The organism is Erwinia mallotivora (assembly GCF_000590885.1).
GTDB classification, from domain to species: domain Bacteria; phylum Pseudomonadota; class Gammaproteobacteria; order Enterobacterales; family Enterobacteriaceae; genus Erwinia; species Erwinia mallotivora.
Genome location: NZ_JFHN01000053.1, coordinates 246,710 through 270,353, shown reverse-complemented (window position 1 = coordinate 270,353; position 23,644 = coordinate 246,710). Strand labels below are relative to the sequence as shown.

The window sequence follows — 23,644 nt, the reverse complement described above, 5'->3', positions numbered from 1 at the left end:
CGCGATATTGTTACTATCTCGTAAGTTAAGGTTTTTATTACTGCTGGCGCGGGGCAGGGTGTCGCGTTAACACTGTTTTGCCGTATTGGGGGATGGAAATGAGCACGGGAAGCCCGGTTTTCAAATTGCGCCGTATTGCGGCCATTTCACTGGTAAGTTTTTGGCTGGCGGGTTGTTCCAGCAATGGCACGCAGGCCCCCATCAGTTCGGTTGGCGGCGGCAACAATGACGGTATGAACAGCAGTTCAGGCATGGGTGGCAATTCTGGCATAGCCAGTGAATCAGCAACAGGCGGCGGCGGCGGACTCATCTCACCTCCTCCTTCTATAGCCGTCAACCAGCCTAAAATGGTCAGTACGCCGGTAACGGCTCCTGTTGCCGCTGGCGAAAATGAAAATGTTGTTACTCAAAACGGACGCATTGTATACAACCGCGCCTACGGCAACATTCCTAAAGGCAGTTACAGCGGTCAGACTTATACCGTTAAACATGGCGATACTTTGTTCTATATTGCCTGGATAACCGGTAATGACTTTCGTGATTTAGCCCAGCGAAATAATATCCCTGCGCCTTACAGCCTGAATGTTGGTCAGCAATTGCAGGTCAGTAATGGCTCCGGAGGCACGCTGACCGGCGGTAATGCCATCACCGCCGCAGATGATAAAGCCAGTGGCGTGGTCACTAAATCCTCTCCAGGACAAATCGGAGGCGTAACGGTTGCACATCAGCCAGTTATTACGTATTCTGAGGATTCAGGTAAACCAAGTGAAGGCAAAATGTTACCTTCATCCGGCACCAATACTGTTGCAACGACGACAGCGCCGGTTACTGTACCGACCGTCAGTAGCACAACAAACAGCACAACCCCTGTGGGAAGCTGGCGTTGGCCGACAGATGGGAAGATTATCGATAACTTCTCTGCTTCCGAAGGCGGAAATAAAGGCATCGATATCGCGGGATCGCGAGGACAACCCGTCCTGTCAACCGCCTCCGGGCGGGTTGTGTATGCCGGGAATGCGCTACGCGGTTACGGTAATTTGATTATCATCAAACATAATGATGACTACCTGAGTGCCTACGCCCATAACGATACAATGCTGGTTCGCGAACAGCAGGAAGTAAAATCGGGTCAGAAGATAGCGACCATGGGTAGTACAGGCACCAGTTCTGTTAGATTACACTTTGAAATACGTTACAAGGGGAAATCCGTAAACCCGTTGCGTTATTTACCGCAGCGATAAGCCGGCAGAACCCTGGTGTTCTGCCCTGAAATCACGGGTAGGAGCCGCTTATGAGCCAGAATACGCTAAAAGTTAATGATTTAAATGAAGATGCGGAATTCGACGAAAACGGAGCTGAAGTTTTTGATGAGAAGGCTCTTGTCGGAAATGATCCTGCTGATAACGATTTAGCTGAGGAAGAGCTACTACAGCAAGGTGCGACCCAACGTGTACTCGATGCCACGCAGTTATATCTGGGAGAGATTGGTTACTCTCCACTGCTAACTGCCGAAGAAGAAGTTTTCTTCGCACGTCGTGCTTTGCGTGGTGATGTTCCTTCCCGTCGCCGCATGATTGAAAGTAATTTACGTCTGGTTGTTAAGATTGCCCGTCGTTACAGCAATCGTGGTCTGGCTTTGCTGGATCTGATTGAGGAAGGTAACCTTGGGTTAATTCGTGCGGTTGAGAAATTTGACCCTGAGAGAGGGTTCCGTTTCTCAACCTATGCGACCTGGTGGATTCGTCAGACCATTGAACGGGCTATTATGAATCAGACCCGAACAATTCGTCTGCCAATCCACATTGTTAAAGAGTTGAACGTCTATCTGCGTACAGCGCGTGAACTGGCCCACAAACTGGACCATGAGCCAAGCGCAGAAGAGATTGCTGAACAGCTCGATAAGCCTGTTGATGATGTCAGCCGTATGCTGCGTCTCAACGAACGCATCACTTCAGTTGACACGCCGCTGGGCGGAGATTCTGACAAAGCACTGCTCGATATCCTGGCTGACGAAAAAGACAACGGTCCGGAAGACTGTACTCAGGACGATGACATGAAGCAGAGCATCGTCAAATGGTTGTTTGAACTGAACGCCAAGCAGCGAGAAGTGCTGGCACGTCGTTTCGGCCTGTTAGGCTATGAAGCGGCGACGCTGGAAGATGTGGGGAGTGAGATCGGTCTGACCCGTGAGCGGGTTCGTCAGATTCAGGTGGAAGGTCTTCGTCGTCTGCGGGAAATTTTGCAGGCACAGGGGCTGAATATCGAAGCTTTGTTCCGCGAGTAAACCGGCATTTTATATTGTTGATACAAAAAGCGGTGGTCTGACGATCACCGCTTTTTTTATTGCTAACTGAAAACCCTGTCCCCGGAAAGTGGTCATAAACGGGTTTGGCCCTGCCTGATTGTCCGGATATTTGAAGTTAACAAAACGGGCTGAGGCCTGTTCTCAGGTTTTCAGTACATTAAAGCCGCCTTAAAGGCGGCTTTTTACTGGGTTCAGCGCAGTTTTTTTCACACCAGAGACTTAAGGCGGTAAATCCACTCCAGCGCCTGTCGGGGAGAGAGCGAATCAGGATCCAGGGCTTCCAGTGCCTCAACGGCCGGAGACGTTTCCTCCACCAGCAACGGTAGTTGCGACCCATCCACCCCGGTTGCCGCACTGTTGCCAGACATAGCCTCAAGCTCTCTTAGTTTCTGCCTGGCGCGCTTAATCACTTCCTTCGGCACGCCTGCCAGCGCCGCGACGGCCAGACCATAACTTTTACTGGCTGCCCCTTCCTGAACACTGTGCATAAAAGCGATGCTATCGCCGTGCTCAACCGCATCCAGATGCACATTTACCACGCCCTCCATTTTCTCCGGCAGCGTGGTCAGTTCAAAGTAGTGAGTAGCAAACAGCGTCATCGCTTTATTACGATTAGCCAGACTCTCTGCACAGGCCCAGGCCAGTGACAAACCATCGTAGGTGGAGGTGCCACGACCAATTTCATCCATCAGCACCAGACTGTGTTCTGTCGCATTATGCAGAATATTGGCCGTTTCGGTCATTTCCACCATAAAGGTTGAACGGCCAGAGGCGAGATCGTCCGCTGCCCCCACACGGGTGAAGATACGATCCACCGGACCAACCTGAGCCTCATCAGCCGGTACATAGCTGCCAATACAGGCCATCAATGTAATCAGCGCTGCCTGGCGCATATAGGTGCTTTTACCGCCCATATTTGGACCGGTGATCACCAGCATTCTGCGCTGAGGTGACAGCGACAGAGGATTGGCAATAAACGGTTCTTTCAACACCTGTTCGACCACCGGATGACGTCCGCCACTCAGTTTGATGCCAGGCCTGTCGGTGAGCGTCGGGCAGCTGTAATTAAGCGTCCAGGCACGCTCTGCGAGATTTGCCAGCACGTCCAGTTCAGCCAGTGAGGCAGCGCTCAGCTGGAGCGCCTCCAGATGCGGCAGCAGCAGATCGAAAAGCTCTTCGTACAGCGCTTTTTCCAGCGTCAGTGCTTTTGCTTTGGAGGTGAGCACCTTATCTTCATATTCTTTCAGCTCCGGAATAATGTAGCGTTCGGCATTTTTCAACGTCTGGCGACGCACATAATGAATTGGCACCAGATGGCTCTGCCCACGGCTGACCTGAATATAGTAGCCATGCACACCATTAAAACCGACCTTCAGGGTATCCAGCCCGAGCTTTTCCCGTTCGCGGATCTCCAGGCGATCCAGATAATCGGTTGCGCCATCGGCCAGTGCGCGCCACTCGTCCAGTTCCGCGTTGTAACCCGGCGCAATCACCCCGCCATCACGAACCAGTACAGGCGGCGCTTCAACGATCGCCTTCTCCAGCAGTTCTCGCAGTTCAGTAAATTGCCCCATCTGCTGACGCAGTGTTTGCAGGTGTGGTGTGGTGCTATCCAGCAACATTGCATCCAACTGAGGCAACTGATGGAAGGCATGGCGCATTCTGGCAAGGTCGCGTGGGCGGGCAGTGCGCAAGGCCAGTCTGGCGAGGATCCGCTCCAGATCGCCAATCTGACGCAGCAGCGGAGAGAGTTCTGCGCAAATATCCTGGAGCGAACCAATCGACTGCTGACGATTAACAATCGTGCTGGTATCCCGGACAGGCATATGCAACCAGCGTTTCAACATACGGCTGCCCATTGGCGTGGCAGTTTTGTCCAGCACAGAGGCGAGCGTATTTTCGCTGCCACCGGACAGATTCTGGGTAATCTCCAGATTACGCCGGGTGGCCGCATCCATGACGATACTATCCTGCTGGCGTTCCATCGTCAGTGAGCGAATATGAGGAAGAGAAGTGCGTTGGGTATCCTTGACGTACTGTAACAAACAGCCTGCGGCACGCAGCGCCAGCTGGGCCTGTTCCACGCCAAAACCGCTGAGATCCCGGGTGCCAAACTGCATATTAAGCTGCTGGCGGGCGGTATCGATCTCGAACTCCCATAAAGGACGGCGACGCAGCCCCCGACGGTTTTCAATCAGCGACATGGCGGCAAGATCCTCAGGATAGAGCAGTTCTGCCGGATTGGTACGCTGGAGTTCTGCTGCCATTGTCTCGGTATCAGAAGGCTCTGCCAGCCGGAATCGCCCGGAACTGATATCCAGAGTGGCATAGCCAAAGCCACGTGCATCCTGCCAGATAGCCGCTAACAGATTATCCTGACGCTCCTGCAACAGCGCCTCATCGCTGATGGTGCCGGGAGTCACAATACGGACGACTTTGCGTTCTACCGGACCTTTGCTCAGCGCCGGGTCACCGATCTGTTCACAAATGGCGACGGATTCTCCCAGCTGCACCAGCCTGGCGAGATAGTTCTCCACCGCATGATAGGGCACACCCGCCATCGGAATTGGCTGGCCCGCCGAGGCTCCGCGTTTGGTCAGCGAAATATCCAGTAACTGTGAGGCGCGCTTCGCATCATCATAAAACAGCTCGTAGAAGTCCCCCATACGATAGAAGAGCAGGATTTCCGGGTGCTCGGCTTTCAGGCGCAGATACTGCTGCATCATCGGGGTATGTGTACCGATGTTTTCTAATGTACTCATAGTGTTGAGATGTCCATTATCTTAAAAATTAGAGAGTTAAGTGATTTTATCATTATTGTTAGTTCTCACGATGTCTCACTGAATCTCATGAAATCCCACATTTTACTCTGGGTTAAGGGGTAGCCTCACGGGCTACAACCTGGATGTCCTTTCACGAGTACGTGGCGAATATGATAACGGAGTCTGTATAACAGGAAAACCAGCGGCCAGGCCACTTTCTTCGAGCACGCTCGAAACAATGAAAATCTGGAGAAGTGATAAAGCTGATGTCGATACAAATCGGGGTATTTATGTTTGATGTGCAAAACACGGCATCAGGTTTTTTTATCATTGCACAAGTTCTGTCACTGGAAAGCGGGTTTAAGTCAGCATTAACAACTTCCCTCCACGCCTTATTTTAAGCTGTTTATGACCATTATTAATGATTCATTCTTATATTTACCTGTAAATGCCCAGATATCTGAGTATTGATACATTTTTCTGAAGCCTTTAAATTCATTATATTACCGACTATTTGTTAGGTTATTCATCACTGTGAGTGAGGTGATGTCGATTACCGTTTGTAACTGACGGTACTTAGCGTTGTTGAATAAAAACGATTATAAATGAATCATTGCATACGCTACTGGCTGAACGTAATCTGAATCATAAAGCTTCCTTATTCAAGGATGTGCCATGGCCCCACAAGCAAATGTCGAAAATCATCAACAGGCAGATAACGTTCTTGTGCTTTATCGCGAAATGGGGTGGCTGTCGCAGGTCATTAATCAGGTTATTTGTAGCTATCTCAAACAAGAGGGGCATGAACGGCACTGGTCAGCTATTGCGCCGCCGGAACTGGTTAAAGGCACGCCTTATGCCGATTTAAATATTGACTGGCAACTGTCTGTTTTTGAACGCCTGGCGCTGGCTCTTGCTATGGCACCCGGTGTGAAACCTGATGCGCTTGATATTTTCTTTGGACTTAACAGCCTTATCGATCGTCCTTTCACTGAATTTGGAGGCGTCAGCGATAAAGCCTTCAGTGGTTTTATCCCAACCGGGCAGACGCTCAACTTTCTCATCAGCGCTAATGACCCTGACTGGCGTCTCCACGCGCACGGCATCCTTGCAAACAAACATCGGCTGATGGCTGAACAGGTTACTCAGTTGCTGTCAGTTGATGATGGCGTGCCAAAATGGGCCGGTATCTATCGGTTAAACGATGAGTGGCTGCACTATTTCACTACCGGTGAGCGGCTTCGTCCGGAATTAAGCGCCAGCTTCCCGGCCCATCTGCTGGAATCTCCACTGGAATGGGGCGATCTGGTGCTGGATAAAGACGTCATGGCACAAGTTGAAGAGCTGCATGCGTGGCTCAGACATGGTCAGACGCTGATGAATGAGTGGCAACTGGCAGAAAAGGTGAAGCCGGGCTATCGGGCGGTGTTCTTCGGCCCGCCAGGGACAGGTAAAACGCTGACCGCCGCGCTGCTGGGGAAGGCTACCGGGCGGGATGTCTATCGCGTCGATTTATCCATGGTGGTTTCTAAATATATTGGTGAAACCGAGAAAAATTTGTCCCGTGTATTTGACGCCGCCAGTTACAAAGAGTGGATCCTGTTTTTTGATGAAGGGGATGCGCTGTTTGGCAAACGCTCGGAGGGCAGTTCGTCCAACGACAGACATGCCAACCAGCTGACGGGTTATTTACTGCAAAAGATAGAAGATTTCCCCGGCACGGTGATCATTGCCACCAACCTGAAAAACAATATGGATGAAGCTTTTACCCGGCGCTTTCAGAACATGGTGCAGTTTACTATTCCGGGGCCGAAAGAGCGCCTGACACTCTGGCAAAACGCTTTTAACGGTACATGTGAACTCGCAGAAGATGTCAATTTAGCGGCCCTCGCCGACCGCTATGAAGTTGCCGGCGGGCTAATCATTAACGTGCTGCGCCAGTGTGCCTTAATCGCCGTTCAGCGCGGCGAACGCACGGTTACGCAGGACGACATCATTGCCAGCATCCGTCAGGAATTCAGGAAAGATAACAAAATATTCTTTGAGTGAATGCGGCGTCCGTGCCCGAAGATCAGATAACCGGAACGCACCAGGTGATTTAGCAGAATTAAGAAAGAGGACGATTCGTGATGTATTCAAAAAAGACGGCACGACATCAATCAAGCCGCAAGGCGGTTTCGCAGCGCAAAGTCAGTCATGCATCGGCAACGCTGGAGGACAACCGCACGGAGACGGTTCAAAGACAGCCAAATAAAACCGGGCTGCCCGATAACCTGAAAAGCGGTATGGAGAATATCAGCGGCATGAGCCTGGATCACGTGCGGGTGCATTATAACTCTGCAAAACCTGCCACCGTGCAGGCGCACGCTTACGCGCAGGGCAGTGATATCCATCTGGCTTCCGGGCAGGAAAAACACCTGCCGCATGAGCTGGGGCATGTGGTGCAGCAGGCGCAGGGACGGGTTTCGGCGACAACCTCGGTGGCAGGAATGGCGGTGAATGACAGTCCGGCGCTGGAGCATGAGGCAGATGTGCTGGGCGGAAGGGCGGTTCAGTTAAAGGAAATTGACTCCAGCCGAGGAAATGAAAGCCTGAAAGCACCTTCAGTTTCTAAACTTAATGTTTTACAGGGTTACTTCATGAATGGAATGGTGAAAGGGACTAAAAAAGATATGGAAGATATGTTCGAAAGAGTTAAGGCCTCAGGCGTCAATCTCAAAGATAGACAGGAGGAATTTGATGATTTAAACCAGGATGAAATGGATAACGGTCAGCTATTTGATTATTTGCTTTCAACCACTACGGATAAAAAGAAAGCAGGATGGATTGCAGCAATGGCTCATCAAGCTGGCGTTATTCCTTCTCGATTCAGTACAGCACTGAATTCTGTGGGGGAAGAGTTTGCTAAATCGAAGAAGCCTTCTCTTCGCCTGGATTTGGAGAAGATAAAAGCTCATGAAGCTGAGCATGAATCCAAAGGTGGCGAGCCAGTCAGTCCCAGACATCGAAGTCGACTAATTCAAATTCCCAATCTTGTTGCGTTGCTTACCAGTGCCTTTGCTAAAAATAAACTATTAAAGAACTTTGATTTTATTTTAGGTGGTGGGTCCGCTCTGACACTTAAACATCCTGACGACGGAAGGTTGGGAAGACCTTCAGATAATATGAGAGATATAGATATGGACTTTCAGCTAAAAAAAGGAGCGGACCCTAAGTATGCACCAAAAGATGATTCGGGAATCTCTGGTGTGATGGAGCAAATAGGTCTCGTAATTACCAGCCTGGGGGCGATTTCAAAGACTTTATCTGTCGATAACCCTACTGTTACAATGGGGTCAACAATTATTTTTAAAAGCCGCGATTTGGAGTACTCCTTTCACTATATTGATGGGAAGGCTGAAAAATATTGGGAACAGAAGAAATGGAATCCCCCGATGCCGGTCGGTTTTCAGTGATTAACAATGAAAGTCATTGGTCCATGACCAAATCAGCTCTGGAACAAAGACTCTCAAGACCAGATAAAATATATAAAACGTTGATGGATGCTCTGGTGTTAGCTGGAAAGTCAAAAGAGCGATTAAAATTACTAAGCTTTACCATCAAAAACAATGCAATGCATATTGGAAGTATAAAAAAAACGCTCAGAGGTCTTTATTTAGACAGGAAATCTGAGAGCCGAAAATCAGGGTTGATTGGTGGTCTGGAAACTGCAAAAGCAGAAAATATCAGGGGGGGCTTAGATGCGATAAGCCATACATTTTTAGAACCTGGATATTTGTCTCCTGATGAAATAGAAGCAGCAAGGAATAGTTATCTGGACACTGTTCTGGTCATATTGCAAGATATACTTTCGAAGTCAGAATCTGAAAAAAGAGGACAGTTAACGTATAATGCTGACGTGGTTATATCTGACATAATGAATTTTAGAAAATGGATAGAAGGTTATGAAAAGCGTGCTGTTATCCCATGGAATTAATGGCTAACTTTTTAAATTCTGCGTAATTTTTTATCGGCCTGATTGAATCAGGCTTTTTACTTCATTTCATACCCATGAATATTTAAGGCAACACAAACCGGGGGATAACGGCTTCAGCAGTTATCCCCAGTCTGAAAAAACGATTAAGGCTTATCCCCCTCCTTCCTCACCATTCGCACCGCAAATAATATCCAGCCAATCACCACCATAAAGATCAGCAGAATAGGTCCCTGATAATCCTGAAACGCAGGGTCGGCGACAAACACCAGCATCAGTCCGCTGATGGACAGCGACGTCAGCGCCACAAAAGGAAAGCGGCTCAAATGTTTTCTGAGTGGGAACGACCAGATACAGATGACCAGGACCAGCAGAATAAAGAGGAATGATACAAATAATCCGGTTCTCAGCTCCCAGCGATGCACACAAACCCAGTTCAACAGGCTGGCGACGCCGTTGGTCAGCTGATTAAGTGGCTGCGGATATTGCTGTGTTTCCGGGAAGAACGTTTTATCTATCAGCTTCTCGTTGGCGTCACTTAATGGTAACGGCCAGTAGCCAGCCCCCAAAAAGGTCCAGCTGGAAAGATTGACCAGTTGGGTCAGGGCAGAGGGCTGATTACGGTTATCCTCACTGATCAGCACCGGGACCAGTCGCTTGTAGACCTGCTGGACTTCCAGTTGATTTGGCTGATTGCTTAACCATTGCTGTAGTGCTTTTATTTGATCGAGTTCATCACTGGCTTTATCAAGCGTTGCTGGTGAACCCGGCCGGACGATCAGCAGGTTGGTGCGTTGTGATAATGCATCGAAATTGGTAAAGCTGTAGAAACCATTTTTTGTCTCTACCACATCTTTAACAGGAACAATTACGCTTAAATAATATTTATCACCGTCGGTAGCAGGGCCATCTGATTCACTGCTGCTGGCATGCGGGTGATAGCTCTGACGGAGCGCAATCTTAAGCTTGTCCAGAAATGTGAAAAAAGCCTGCTGGCTTTGCGGCGTGTCAAGGATGGACAGGTCGATATCCAGCGTAATGCCGTCTGCCATCGACGGAACGCTTTCCAGCCCGAAGCTCACCCACGGCTTCAGATTATTAATCAGGTACTTATCCATTGGCGTGGTCACGGATTTCACCAGCTGCTTAACCATATCATCGGTAAACAGCCCAACCAGCTGCTCCCGGGAAAGATCCATGGGCGTGGTGACGACCAGATCAAGTTTGGTCCTGTAACGGTGGGTAATCTGAATAAACTGGCTGAATCCGGGGGCGGCCTGCCAGTTTTGTGGCAGAACCAGCGTATTGCCGCTCCCTTCCGGTTTCATTACTGCACCAAGATAGCCAATGCGGTCTAAGCGACTGAAATCAATAGATTGTCCCGTTTCGAGGTGTTGCCAGTAAGGATAGAAACCATAAAAAGTGCCCATGGTAAAAATAGATTTAGCACTGTCCTGACATCCACAGTCCGGCGGCGCCTGCCAGTTGACCGGGACAGCGCGAGCGGGGCTGGGACCACTTTTCCTGGCTAAGGTAAAGACGCCCTTGTCCTGAAGACTCTCTGGCGGGATACCCGACTCATTAATCGCGATCTGTAATAAATAGAGGCTGGGAAAGACTTCATCCTGCAACGGTGCCAGCGTTTTTAATACCTCTTCAGACAGGGCGGTGATCCCCAATTCCCGGATGGAGTCATTTAACGCCTGCGGATTTAATTGCCACACGACCTGTTGTGCCGATGTTTGTGTATCGCTCTGCGTGTTGGTTTCAATGACCTGGGTTGATGGTTCAGGGATATCGCCGTTTTTGTCATCAGGATTTTGCTTATCTTTCTCACTATCACTGCCGCCAGCGGGAGTATTCTGACTTGCGCCGGGACTGGCACTGGTGCTGGCATTACTGCTGGCACTTTTACCGGCACTGGTATTGTTGCCGGCACTGGTATTGTTACTGGCACTGGTATTAGTGCTGGTGCTGGTGCTGGTGCTGGTGCTGGTGCTGGTGCTGGTGCTGGTACTTGTGCTCGTGCTGGGTTGCGAACTCTCGATGGTGTAAGAATCAATCAAATTATCGATATTCAGCGGTGGGGCAATCGGAATATTCAGCTGAGAAAATAAATCACTGAGCTGATTATAAAGCTGACTGCGCTGATCGAACTGCTGCTTTTCCAGTTTTGCAAAGGTTGCCAGCACGGTCTGACGCAACGTCAGGCTGGCGAAGTCTTTTTTTGTCAGTTGGTAATAATAGGGGGCGGTATCGCTGTCGGGCCTCTGCGCTACAGGCGGCTGCGCCGGTTTTGCCCCATCGTCACTTTTAGCAGAGCCTGCGCCATTGGGGCTGAGTTTTTGCTCGATCTGCGCGGAGGTTAAACCAAGCAGTTCGGGCGGGGTAATTGCCGTACGCCACGTTGGATACAGCGCATTGCGCTCGGCGGCGCGATTTAGCGCAATCATTAATGATTCAACAAAAACCTGGTGCGGATCATTGGACGTCTCTGGCGTGGCAAAGGCAAATTCACCGCAGAAGTAATCCAGCCAGTAACGGGTAGTGGGACCGACGACGCCATCGTTAAGCCGTTGCCCTCTTTGCAGCTGGGCCTGAAAATCACTGTTGTTCTGATACAACGCGGCAAGCTGCGTTTGTATCGATCTCCCCAGATTGCGTTTATCGCTCCACGTTAGCTGTTTGCTGCACGTTTTAACCGGCTGGACGCTGTCGACCAGCTCGTTCTGCGCGGTGTCAGCATGCGCGGGCACGGCGCCAAGCAAACCACCACACAACAGCCAGCAGGCCACACGTCCGGCGAACCAGCGTGTCGGCTGACGACTGAGTAACAGCAGACTGAAACCAGGATTCATCATTATTTTTGTCCTTAGCGCCATGAAACAAAAAGGGGGAGATCCATCCATGGGTATTTGATGGTCTGAAAACTCCACGGCAACTGGTCGATCAGCATGTCAAAGGGGGCGGGGAAGATTTTAAGCTGCCAGTGTTCAGGGGTGGAGGTGAGCATGCCTTCACGTTGAAAAAAAGAGGCTTGCAGCGTGCTGATGCTGGTTTTTCCTATGGCCCGCCAGTGGGTAATAATGGCGGTGAGTAAACCCTCTATCAGCGTTTCTGCCCCTTCCGGCAAGGTAACCTGCTGGGGTATAGCGGTAGATGGAGCAATCCCGCAGAGCACCTTATTCAGCAGCAGCTGATATTCAGGCGCGCTGTTGGTGTAATCCGTCATCCATTGCAGGCAGAACAGTGCCTGCAACTGTGCCTGACCGTCAACGAAATTGCGCCCGTCGGTCAGGGCTAATTTCTGAAATAACACCGGAATATAGACTGAAGCGAGAACCAGCCCCGCATTGTGAATAACGATGGGATCCGCGCTGACTTCTGCATTATCCTGCGATTCTTCCCGTGTATTCTCCGTGCTTTTTTTCATGCCTTTGTCTGTCATATCAATGGCCTCTGCAAGCTGTCTGATTTCAGGTTGCTGATGATTAAGGTGTGCCGCCCGGGGGGCTTTTCCCGGCGGGTGTTGTTTCCCCTGACGGGCTATCTGTACTAACGTTTTTCGCTGTGAGGTGGAGGATATCAACGGCACCAGCCGTTCAGTCAGCGCAGCAACCGACCTGTCGTCTGATGCGTTGTCCTGCACGGCGTGAGTTCGCCAAAATTGTGTCAGCTCAATAAGTACTTCCTGCATGAACCTGTCGCCGGTCATGGCAATCCCTCTGAGCCAGTGCTGGCGATACAGCGTTTGCCAGAAAAAAACCTCTCCCTGTTTTGGCGAGGCAAAGAGCTGACAAAATGCCTGGCGCAATGCCAGCAATGCGAGGGTGGTGCTGGTCAGTCTCGGGAACAAAATCGCCTGGTGTGTTTCAGCCGACAGCCCTTCAAGCCAGCATTGCATATGGCGTGGGTTTGCCAGCGTGCGCTGTAGCCATTGCAGTAGCGGGAGCTGCGGCCCGCGCGGCGATAAGCCTGCCAGGATGCTTTGTGTCGGAGCCGGGGCTTTACCTTCCAGCCATAGCTGTAATTTTTCAGGCAGCGCTTCTTCTGGCAGAAGGTTCTCTGTCCATCGCCGGCGTTCCGCCAGCGGGTGATGAATGTCATTACTGCTGAGCACCAGCTGTTGCAACTGATGGTGGAGCGTTCGGTCTGGTGATGCATTTTGCCTGTTTATCTGTTGTAGCAACCGTTGAAGCCATTGCTCTGGCGTGGCAGGACAGTCATGGCTGAGCAGCAGTGGGTAAAACCAGTGAGGGGCCAATTGAAATTGATTGACTATCGCAAGCAGTAAAGGCAACAACGCGGTGAGGCGCTCACTGCATTGCGGCTGCATGATGCGTATCAGGCGCGTCAGCTGGGGGAGGCTCCATGTCTGAAGCTGCATGGCGGTTGCCGACGCGTTGATCGCGGCATAGTGCTGTAAAAGCGTTTGTTGCTGCTGGCTTACAGCCACTGTCTGATCGTCGGCCTGCACACTGCTGAGCAACTGAGGTGCCGTGACCGGCGGCCGTTGATGATGTTCAACAAGGTCGATTAACTGCTGACGCCATAAAAAGCCGCTATCGCTCAGACGCAGCCACTCATGAATTAATAGCGCAACGTTAATCTGATAGCGGGCAGAAAGCTGTTCAGTGATATTCAGCAAATATTGGTAGTGATTAAATTCACTTCCCCGGCGGCTTATCAGGTAGTGCAGCGTCAGCTCCCACAGGGCAGTTCTGGTGTTGCTGGCGTCGGGTGGATTTGCCCCATGACTCAGGGCGAGGGCGATGGTCTGACGCCCGGTAATCACCGTGCGCACGCTCTCGGTGGCCTGTGGAGTGACGAGGCTGGTTAATGTGAACAGAGCAGGGTCATCAAAATGGGCTACCCAGCGCTTAATCGTGGGCTGCGAGCTTCCCAGACTGACAATCAGCAGCGGCAGTCGTTTCCCGTGGTCGCGCTGCCATTGCTTAATGTGGTTATTCCACTGAATCAGCCGGGCACTTTGCAGCGTGAGAATGATCTGCTCGATGTCGGCGAGCTGCGCCAGAGAGAGCCCGCTTATCAGCGAGGGTGAGAGTGACAGCCGGAAAAAAGAAGGTGATGGTGCGTCATCCTTAACGGTTTTTTCCGCGGAATCGGAGGGCGCGATCTCCTCAAGCAGACGGCTCAGGGGGACGCCGTGCAGTAAAAAATCACCGGCATCGATAACGCTGTTGCTCAGTGACGCCAGCTGATGGTGATAAGAGACATGATGCCAGCGTGCCATCTGGCGGATTAAATAACGCAGATAGCTTTTGGGATTAAATGCGCCACTGCTTTCCACAATCAGAAAGGCAAAGGTGAATCGCCATAAATTCATCGTTGTTGTGCGGCCGATCGCCGTGGTGTGCTGGGGTGTAAACAGGCGATGTTGCACCCTGAGGATCCGTATTAAAGGCGTGGCACTCGGTTCCAGTATCCCGACCAGCGCTGATAAGGTTTTATCAGAATAGGTTTCACACCAATGGCGACGCACATACTCCAGTTGACCACACCAGCGTAATAAGGCGGCAAACGGCTGCGAAGGTGGTGGCCAGTGCAGCAGGAGCTGTTTTTCTTTACCGGCACAGAGCGCCATAACCAGCTCATTGATATGCAGAAATGGCAGCGTACCGATCGGCAGATGTGCCTCGTCAGCGGGTGCGCCAGCGGCCAGGCTGATTTCAGCGATTTCCTGTTTATCGGACGCGTTTAACCTTGTCGGTGAAGCAATGACGGGCGCAATGGCATGGAGTAAATGCAATAACTGTTCCCGCAGTGCGCTATGGAGGGTGATGCTGTTCAGCGTTGAGATTAACGATGCCAGCAGCGTCTCTGCCTTCTGGTTTTGCGCATTTGCCATCCGGGTCACCAGGCCTGCCATGTAGCTCTGGCGGTTAAAGGCACTGCCACGATCGATGAGCAGGTACTGGAGGGTGAACAGCCATAAATGCTGGTGGATTTGCGAGGTGGCTAACAGCGTGACGGATTTCTCCGCGCCTGATGCCTGCGTGGCGTAAACATCGCGCGAGGTTAAATCGGCCCGACTTTTAAACTGCCACCAGTCTGGCATTTGCAGAATAGCGCTCAGAAATGGATATTCCTGCGGCGTTAATACGCTTAACAGCAGCAAACGCTCAGCTTCCGTTAAATCCTGCACCAGACACCAGGGCAGCTGGCTGTCGCTGTGCCGTTGCCGGAGCGCGTTAATCAGCTGCGGTGCATACTGCTGAATCAGCTTTTCCCAGTCGGCACGCAGCGGAGTCAGGTTGTGTTGTGCTAACAGCTGGCTGAAGCGGTTGAACCACGCCAGTGCCAGCCGATCGGTTAATTCTCCCTGGCGGCTGACCGGGTGCGTTAATAACAGTGACATCATCTGCCATTGCCAGGCTGGCGCTAACGAGGGAAACAGCGCGGCAATGTGTCTGGCAGGAAATTGCTCAACCAGCCGTCGAACTATCTGCTCAGGCCGACTGGCGGTACTGAGTGCGTTAATCAGCCGGGCCGAGTGCTCGGTCAGCATATCCGGCAACCCCAGTGATTCCGGCAATTGCCTGCCTGCAACAGACCATGGAAGCGCACCGGTACGAAGGAATTGCCAGAGCAGGTTCCAGCGCTGTTGCTGCTGGCTCAGCACCTGCATGTGATGAGGTTCAGCCGGTGGTCTGCTCTGAGGTGTCTGCCTGGCGATCTGGAGCTGTGAGCGCAGTGTGGTTTGTAGTATCTGTTTGAGCCTTTCTGGTGCCTGTTGGTAAAACGCCCCTGCGCTCAGCACACCAAGATCGAGCGTCAGCGTGTCGATAACCAGGGTCTGGTGCTCAGGACAGACCTCGTCAAATACCGCTTCCATCACCGGGATGAATTGCTGCACAACCCACTGTGCGGCGCGTAGCTCAAAGGCTTCTGCATCAGCAACTCCGCTGAAATTAAATTCGAGGCTGGCGTGATTGATTTTGTGAAGTTGGCTCACAGACTCAACGCCTCATCTGTTTCATTGCGTGACCGTTGCAGAAACAGATACAGCTGCCTGGCAATGGCATCGCACGCCGGCTGCTGTTCTTTATGCTGTAGCGCGCTGGATTTTGCCTGCCGCCACTGGCTGTAGAGCGTTTCGAATTGGGCAAGCGCGGAGAAATCAAGCCACAGGCACTGCGTCAGCAGATGCGCCGGGCTGTTTTCGATGATTAATTGCTCCGCCCGCTCCCGAAATCTGACGTTGCTGAAGCGCGCGGTGTAGCCCGGCAAAACAACAATTACCCGGTTGGCATAGTCGCTCAACGATGCGTTATCGTCCCCGGTACGCAGTAAAATCGGTTCAACGACATAAAGCCCTTCGCTGCGTTGGTTCAGCCCGGTCAGCCAACGTTGCAACAGGTGGCAAAGCCCGGTGAGTGTCTGTTTGTCAGGGTGGCTGGCGATATAAAACCACTGCCGGGGACCTGCAATATCGGCGTTAAAAAACAGCTGGTAATAACCATGCTCCGGGCAATGGAGCAGACGGTATCTGCTGTTATCAATGCCGAACCGCATCAGCACGTCCGGCAGCATTCGCTCGTGGAACAGCGAGGTGGCTAACAGACGATGTTGAATATCCTCTTCGTTCGGGTATTCCGTTAAACGGTTATCAGCTAAAGGCAGCAGGTTTGTCTGTGCGCCGGGGCTGAGTAACCACAACACTTTTTTGCCTGCATCGCTGGGGAAGTAGAGCGGGTCCGCAACCAGCTTCAGTGAGTAGCGGGTAATAGCCTCGGTACAATTTCCCTGTGAGGATGCCTGTGGCAGGAGTCCCAGCAGCAGCGAAAGGCGCTGACGATATCCCCCCTGATGTTCAGGCTGAAGCAAATTATCACCCATGCCCCGCTCACGGGTCATAGTGACGATATTCAGCATAAAGGCCTGTTTATATTTCAGTAGCTGTTTTTCTAATATCGGGCCCGGAAAATAGGGGTTGAACTGGCGATGTAATCCTGCCGGAAACCGTTCGCTGTACAGGGCGAGCAAATAATCAAAGATGCGATTTTTCCGTTCAGGATAATCATCAAGCCGGGCACGTAACTGATCCAGACGCGTTGCGGCATCCGGCGGGTAATGCCTGGCGATATTATAAAACTCTTCATCCTGTAACAGATGCGCGTGATAGGTGGTCTCAGGCGTTAATGACAGCGAGAACAGGGTATTCAGGCCGTCAATGTCATCACAAAAATTAGCCATCAGTTGATCAAACAGCAGTAAGTAGCTGCGAAGCTGATGCCGTTGCGCCTGTTGTTGCGCATGGTAATCATTCGGCATCCCCGGCGCTAAATGATAGTTCCTCGGGAACAGCGTTTGAATGGACTCATAGTGGCTGAACTCAACGTGGTGACCAACGGGCAGCGCCACAGGCGTGGCCGCGTTCAGCCGGGCAAAACGTTGCTGGTATTGAATCTGCTCGATTTGAATGGCGAGATCGGCATAGTCGATATCAACCGGGTGCTGAAACTGAATAATCTCAATTCCTGAATGGGCAGAGGGTTGCGGCAGGGTCAGATATGAAAACGGCGCAATATCATCAAGCGGCACAGGTTCAGCATAACCGGCGTTATCCCGGTACTGAATAAACGCCAGCCGCTCGATATTCTGGACCCCATCTTCAGCCAGCAGTGATTCTTTAATCACCGTCGCAGGGGTGATTTGCACATTGGCTTCCAGCCAGAGGCCAATCCGGTGGCAGATACGGGCAGCAAAACCGGTGACATCCTCGATATCATCACTGACGTGAATGACAGCGTTGAGCGTCAGCGGGTGTTGCCCGGTTAATTCAATGGTGGATAAATCTTCTGCCACTGCCCGTACCCGATGAAACGCCTGGCGAATATGATCCACCGCGGCATGTTGCTGGCTGTAAACCGAATGCTGACCTGACACTGAACGCTGCTGGCTTAACGCGTAAAAATGATTGAGCTGCGCATTAAGGGTGTAAATACCCAGCTGCGGGGCATGCTCAGCCAGGCGTAACCACACTTTATCCAGCTCAGGCAGCCGGGCTAATAACCATGTTTCATATTCTTCTGGCTGCTGCGGGTATGCCGGCAGGATATCCTGCGGCAGCGCTAAGCCATGAGCCCGGTAATCAATCTTCCCTGAGGGATCACAGAGATAATCGGTCACCTCAAACTCACAGCGGTAGATAAGGTCGGTCAGGGCATAACACACCTGCTCCAGGATCGTCATACCCGGATCGTGCGTGTTGTAGTCAGTCCAGAGTCGACCACTCATCTGCTGGATGTATGTCAGGCCAAGCTGATAAAGATGTTCGAAGCTGTTCGGATTATCATTATGGCGCTGTTTGGAAATAGCCTCAGACATCATTGACTTTATTCCCCGTTGCCGTGGAGTGGCATTGCTGCATAAAGGGGTCATTCCACAGTTGCGTAATGTGGTAGCGGATGGTCTGGCCTTCGCCAAATGGCGTAGTGGTGCGAATTTGTAATGCGTAAGGGCGGACGGTGCCTCGGTGGTTATGTTGCCGCCAGCGCAGCTGGATTTTGTCAGCCGACGAGTGAAAGAATGCCTGAGTCAGATGAATGGGGTTCTTATCTCCGCGCTGCCACCAACGCTTGTTTGGTGCGCAGGTATTAATGGCGATGGCATGCACAAGCGCATAACGGCCGCTGTAGCGGATGCCAATACCCGCGACGATTTCCAACATATGGCACCCCTCCAGATCGGGGGTGATATCGTGCCATTCGCCGTCGGCGGGGATCGGCGTATCTGTTAATACGCTGCCCATTCTGGCCTGCGAGGCGATCGTGCCGTTGACATCAAGCGTCTGCTGCGGCGTGGCGGTATTGATCCCCACCTGTCCTTTGGGCGTCATTGAGAGACTGACCGCCTGGGTGGCTTCGCTCTCCGCCGGGTTTTCATCGGTGATATCTGCACTGGGGTTTGCGAAAATCTGTAAATTGCTACCCTGAGGGGCAAATCCGACCTGCCACAGCGGAGTATCGGGACTGTTTTGCTGGTAAAAGCTCAGCAGATGCTGCTGATCCAATGCCCTGAGCTGAAGGCCCGTTTCCGCTGGCTTAATAAAGCCTTCATCACTGTGATTAACGCATGAATCAATCAGGTCTGAAAAATGTTCGGCTGACGGCATGGTCCCATGACGAAAATAGTTCTTGAGCGTGCTGCGGTTACGTTTAGCCATTATTTTTTTCGCCTTCGGGGAGAGAGGGAGTTGATGTGCCGACAATAAATTGTTCCCCGATAACCAGTTCGCCAATACCGACGGTAACGGGTTTATGGGTAAGGCTATCGGCTGAAATTTGAATGTACTGATGCTCTTCCGGGATCAGTAAATACCACGGAAAGGCAGCCCGAACAGGTTCACTGTTTGCCGCACTGTCCTGAAGGGTGTATTCCGCATCTTCATCCATGCTGATTTTCAGTGCGGAGAGCGCACTGACGCTTACCACGTCTTTTTGCCTGAGAATAAAGGCGCTGAGCTTCTCAAGTGATAAGCAGAATCCCAGCCCGGTGTTCAGGGTATCCGCTGCCCAGGGGCATAGCTGTGATTTGACAGCATATTCCAGTCTTCGCAAGGCGGGGCCATGGCTGACGCCGTCTTTTAAGATGACTTTGCATCTGATCTGGATTTTTTCGTAGCCAGGATTACGGACTTCAATCTCGACGTGCGGGCGAGACACGGCCAACAGGTAACGGCGAATGGTGAGGAGACAGGAAGAATCTAACTGCTTTGGCGAACAGAGTGAGTGATCGCAATGGGTATTGACCGGGGTCACGATGATCAGTACGCGGCCTGGCTGCTGCTTAAGAGCATAATAGCTGCGGGCAGGGAAACAGTGTACGGCACCCACCTCCGGGAAGTTTTCCAGAATGAGATGCTCGTAATCCCACGGGGTTAAGGCTTTGCCTTTGTGACGCAGGCGTTCACTCACCCGCATCTGAAAGTGCCGATCGCTCTCCGTTTCGGGGATTTTTATCATCGCATTAATTTGTGCTATCACCGCCAGATTCGGTTTTCGTGGTGTGCTACGCCATGCAGAAAATGAGAGCGGGGTGATACCGTCATCGGCAAGGGGAGCGCCTTTTCCCGTGACCTTTACAACGTGCGTGGCGACATGCAGACAGTCGGGATAGCGGTCGATCCCCCGGTTGGTGCTGACACGGATCCAGAACAGCCCCGATGGAATCACGGTGTGTTCCCTGTTGATGTCATCGGGCAGGTCTAAGGTGACAATACCGGTGGTAAGAAAGTTAAGGGTAGTGTCATGGATAATCTGGTGTGGATGAAGTGTCTGCCATTCATTATCCACCAGGTAATACCAGCGATAAGCGGTAGACGGAAAGGGCGTCAGCAGGCGGGAGTTACCGTCAAACACGAAGAAAATATTTAAATATCCCGATAATTCGGTCGCGGTGATCCCGATAAAGCAGTGGCTGTCTTCTTCGTAATTCGGAAAGAATCGCGGCCTGTGGAGCTGGTGAGTCTGCTTTGGCGGATAAATGACGTTTTCGCCAAAAGGGTGCAGGTGCACAATTTCACTCTGGCTGTGACCGTCGACGCTTAATAAATCAATGGTCGACTCCGCGGAATAGTCGATGGCAATCCGGGTGACCAGCGGCGTATAAGGCGGAGCGGGCAGCGTTCTTTTATGCTTTTTGCTGACGTTGTAAGTGAGTGTCTCACTCAGCAACGGGGCGTAGCTTTTGTGGCCAAATGCCGGCTCCGGGCCGGTTAACTTCAGCTTAAATAACCCATTACGTAACCCAGACTGGTTACTGTAGGGCGTCTTTGGCCAGGGGTGGGTCACCGGCGTGTAGCCGTTTTTGATATGCGGAAAATGAAAATGTCTGTGATGGTGAAGTGCGCCGCTGGCTGGCGTAAATAACGGTAAGGTAGTCGGGGCGGGTTCAACCCACTGCCCGTTACTGAGCATTTCTGCACGAATCTGGAAACTGGCGTTGGTGTAGGGATAAGGGTATTCAGCATAGTATTCGCTGAAGCCATCTGAACCTCGCGGCAGATTCCCCCAGTCAAGGTGCAGCAGCAACTGGTTAAGGTTTTTCCGGGCAATTTCTTCGTTAGCTATCACCGCATAAGCATCGGGATAAGGCTGGGAACCAAATAAGAAGAAGGGCTGCGAGGAATCAATTTGCCCCTCAGGGTTAAATAATTGCATCCGGGTTACGCCGCTGACCTGTGCCGACATCGCCAGTTTTGCTAATTCAAAATCGCGGAAAATAGCGTAGGGAAAGCAGTTGCTTTGTCGCTTCAGGGTTATTCTCAGCGATGCACTGTGCAGCAGATGCGCATGGCGGGAGATGACGGGCGCAAAGCCGGTATCCACATGACATTTCACCCTGAATCCCGTTTCACACTCGTGGGGGGCGCAGGGATAAATTTCCACATTATCAAGCACCTCCCAACCATTTTCGGTTGAGGCTTCAATATGGAATACACCCTCAAAGAGTTGATAAAAAGTCGCCGTGGCCGAGTGGCAGAGCAGCGCTTTTATCGTAGTGTAAGCCGTTGAATCTTCTGCAAAAATGGGTTTTAAACCGCTGAGGACCTCTGCGCTCTCGGATTCGGTTAACCACGGTACCGTGTACAGTGCGCGTCGGCTGACTATCTGACCGATGACCCGAAACAGCAGCTCTGTCCTGGCAAGGCCATATTGCATCCCTTCGTCCGGGGTTGAACATATAAACTGGAGCATTTGCAGAAAAAATAATTTACAGGCCCCCCAGACACGCTGTGACGGTTTGAGATGCCGAAACCTGCTGAGCTGCTCTGCTTTTACCTGCTCTGCCAGCCTGACAGCGCTTATCCGCGCGGACCAGTCTTCCAGCAGATGGGCATGCAGAGTGAGTAAATGGGTGAATACGCGCGTCAGGGCTGCGCTGGTTTTATCATCATCATCCACCGCCAGTAATTCCTGGGCAACAATGCCTGAACGTACCTCCTTGAGATGAATCACGATATCGATGCTGCGGTTGCCCTGCTGCATCGAAAATAAGGGATCGGTGATGACCAGCCCCATCGGCTGCGTGCTGTCTTCGGTTTTGTACTTGTTATTAAATATATTAAATTGCTGTTCTTTCGGGAAATTGTCCCCGGCGGCAGCTGCTGCTATACGCAGACGCTGTCCGCTGACGCCGCACACCAGGCCCGATTCCTTTTCGGGTGAAACCAGCGGGTCGCGCTGTAAGGTCAGGTTGAAGATGTGCGACACCTCGGCATCCGTGACTTCAATCGGGTAAAGGCTACGATAAACGATCGGCTTAAAGTCAGGGTCATCGCCTGGACTGAACCCGGCACCTTGCTCAAACAGAAGGGTATTCTGGGTTCGGTTGTTTAATGAGAGCTTCAGGTAGATCGAATTCTCTGGTGGCGGATTCTTATCCTGTTGCAAAACCTGCTGATAATAAAATTGCAGATGTTTTTCCGTGAACTGATTCAGGCTCTGTTGTGCTCGTTCGAACAACTTCAGGAAGGCAAAATAAAGCGCCTGCTGCGGGTTATTTTCCTGATGCATTAAAGCGGCCTGCAATACCTGCTGGCTTTGCTGTTTTATCTGTTCAATGACATAGACTATTTTGGCAAAGCAGTGGCGCATCTGTTCACCAAAGCTGCTGTGCTGCAATACCGGCGATGCGCTATCCAGCGTGTGTTGATCAAGATTCCATAACGGATCAAGCGATTGCAGGCTGTGACGGAATTGCTCAGGTAATCGGGTTATCACCAGGCTTAGCGGTAATGAAAGGTGATACTGATATTCATGCAGCAGATGATATTTAAGCTGGTAAGCGGTTTCCGGGGTGTCTGGCAGATGTTGATACCACTCCTGCATCCGTTTTAACAAAATGAGTAAAAACTCGACGGTCACGTTTTCACCACGTGCCAGGGCTTGCTTAAATTCTGCCTGAATATGTTTTGTATTACAGGTGGCTATCGCGGCACAGACCACGATTTCACTTTGTTGAAACAAATTCCCCCAGTGACCGTCAGGCTGATCCGCCAGGTTTCTGAACGGCAACTGTTGAGCAAACTGATACGCCCAAACGACTAATTGCTCAAAGCTGAGTTCATGGGGATTAAACATGGATGAGTTTATCGCCTCATCCTGCCGCTGTTGCCGTGAGGTCATTAAGCGATATCCCACTCGTCAGATAACGGGAGTAGCTGCGGCGATATTAAGGTGCCTTCGTTTAAATAGAAGGGATAAACCATATTGCTACGGGTGTTGGTGGTAATAACGCTGTAGTCAATTTGAATAAGTAATTTCCCTGAGAGCGGATCGGGTAAAAAATGCACATCTTCGACATTAATGCGTGATTCGAAAAATAAAATGGCATGGCGAATTTCTGCTGTCAGCTGGGTTAATACCGTCTGCGTGAGCTCCTCAAAGACAAAATGATTAATCCGGCAGCCGAAATCGGGCGTCATCAGGCGCTCCCCAGGCGTGGTGGAGAGGAGAATGGTTAAACTCTGTTCAATATCCTGAATATCAGAACTCATCACCACCTGGTGATGAGGCCCGGTAAAGCTGGGGGGAAATGCCCAGCCTGTTCCTAAAAATGCGTTGTTGTTTGCCATAA

13 protein-coding genes are annotated in these 23,644 nt (G+C 51.4%); 5 read left to right on the top strand and 8 right to left on the bottom strand.

All coding sequences use genetic code 11. From position 1 onward, the window contains the following. Positions 1-37: 37 nt before the first annotated feature. On the bottom strand, positions 38-253 hold the full coding sequence (locus BG55_RS23265; protein ID WP_235192760.1) for a hypothetical protein: 216 nt from the start codon (positions 251-253) through the stop codon (positions 38-40). Between BG55_RS23265 and nlpD the strand changes: the two genes are divergently transcribed. Continuing rightward, positions 150-1,241: a murein hydrolase activator NlpD gene (nlpD, locus tag BG55_RS13685; RefSeq protein ID WP_235192766.1), complete on the top strand. Its 1,092-nt coding sequence runs from the start codon at positions 150-152 to the stop codon at positions 1,239-1,241. The genes BG55_RS23265 and nlpD overlap by 104 nt on opposite strands. Positions 1,242-1,291: 50 nt before the next feature. Then, positions 1,292-2,284, top strand: a complete 993-nt coding sequence (gene rpoS, locus BG55_RS13680; protein WP_034938473.1) for an RNA polymerase sigma factor RpoS — start codon at positions 1,292-1,294, stop codon at positions 2,282-2,284. A 227-nt stretch (positions 2,285-2,511) separates the two neighbouring features. Here the strand turns inward: rpoS and mutS are convergent, their stop codons facing one another. After that, on the bottom strand, positions 2,512-5,067 hold the full coding sequence (gene mutS / locus BG55_RS13675) for a DNA mismatch repair protein MutS (protein WP_034938472.1): 2,556 nt from the start codon (positions 5,065-5,067) through the stop codon (positions 2,512-2,514). Between the two features lie 675 nt (positions 5,068-5,742). Here mutS and BG55_RS13670 point away from each other — a divergent pair. The 3 genes from BG55_RS13670 (at position 5,743) to BG55_RS13660 (ending at position 9,043) form a co-directional block, all read left to right on the top strand. After that, positions 5,743-7,116: an ATP-binding protein gene (locus BG55_RS13670; RefSeq protein ID WP_052018857.1), complete on the top strand. Its 1,374-nt coding sequence runs from the start codon at positions 5,743-5,745 to the stop codon at positions 7,114-7,116. Positions 7,117-7,196: 80 nt separating this feature from the next. Next, on the top strand, positions 7,197-8,522 hold the full coding sequence (locus BG55_RS23015) for an eCIS core domain-containing protein (protein WP_200871622.1): 1,326 nt from the start codon (positions 7,197-7,199) through the stop codon (positions 8,520-8,522). Then, positions 8,489-9,043 (top strand): hypothetical protein, encoded by a 555-nt coding sequence (locus BG55_RS13660; protein WP_160170859.1) that lies wholly within the window; start codon positions 8,489-8,491, stop codon positions 9,041-9,043. The genes BG55_RS23015 and BG55_RS13660 overlap by 34 nt, the downstream gene beginning before the upstream one ends. Positions 9,044-9,186: 143 nt before the next feature. On the opposite strand, the gene BG55_RS22870 is transcribed toward BG55_RS13660, so the two are convergent. From BG55_RS22870 to BG55_RS13630, 6 genes are read right to left on the bottom strand one after another with little or no spacing between them, the layout of a single operon-like run. Continuing rightward, positions 9,187-11,901: a hypothetical protein gene (locus tag BG55_RS22870; protein ID WP_052018854.1), complete on the bottom strand. Its 2,715-nt coding sequence runs from the start codon at positions 11,899-11,901 to the stop codon at positions 9,187-9,189. A gap of 11 nt (positions 11,902-11,912) precedes the next feature. Then, entirely contained in the window at positions 11,913-16,016 is a 4,104-nt protein-coding gene (locus BG55_RS13650) for a contractile injection system tape measure protein (RefSeq protein ID WP_034938468.1), read from the bottom strand. Further along, a complete protein-coding gene (locus BG55_RS13645; RefSeq protein WP_152542778.1) occupies positions 16,013-18,394 on the bottom strand; it encodes a hypothetical protein in 2,382 nt (793 codons plus the stop codon). Before BG55_RS13645 ends, BG55_RS13650 begins: the two co-directional genes overlap by 4 nt. Then, complete coding sequence (locus tag BG55_RS13640) at positions 18,384-19,229, bottom strand: hypothetical protein (RefSeq protein ID WP_052018852.1); 846 nt, start codon at positions 19,227-19,229, stop codon at positions 18,384-18,386. The genes BG55_RS13645 and BG55_RS13640 overlap by 11 nt, the downstream gene beginning before the upstream one ends. After that, positions 19,222-23,193 (bottom strand): baseplate J/gp47 family protein, encoded by a 3,972-nt coding sequence (locus tag BG55_RS13635; RefSeq protein ID WP_034938465.1) that lies wholly within the window; start codon positions 23,191-23,193, stop codon positions 19,222-19,224. Before BG55_RS13635 ends, BG55_RS13640 begins: the two co-directional genes overlap by 8 nt. Next, the gene (locus BG55_RS13630) at positions 23,193-23,642 is read right to left on the bottom strand and encodes a GPW/gp25 family protein (RefSeq protein ID WP_034938724.1); all 450 of its coding nucleotides are present in this window, start codon (positions 23,640-23,642) and stop codon (positions 23,193-23,195) included. The genes BG55_RS13635 and BG55_RS13630 overlap by 1 nt, the downstream gene beginning before the upstream one ends. Positions 23,643-23,644: the final 2 nt, after the last annotated feature.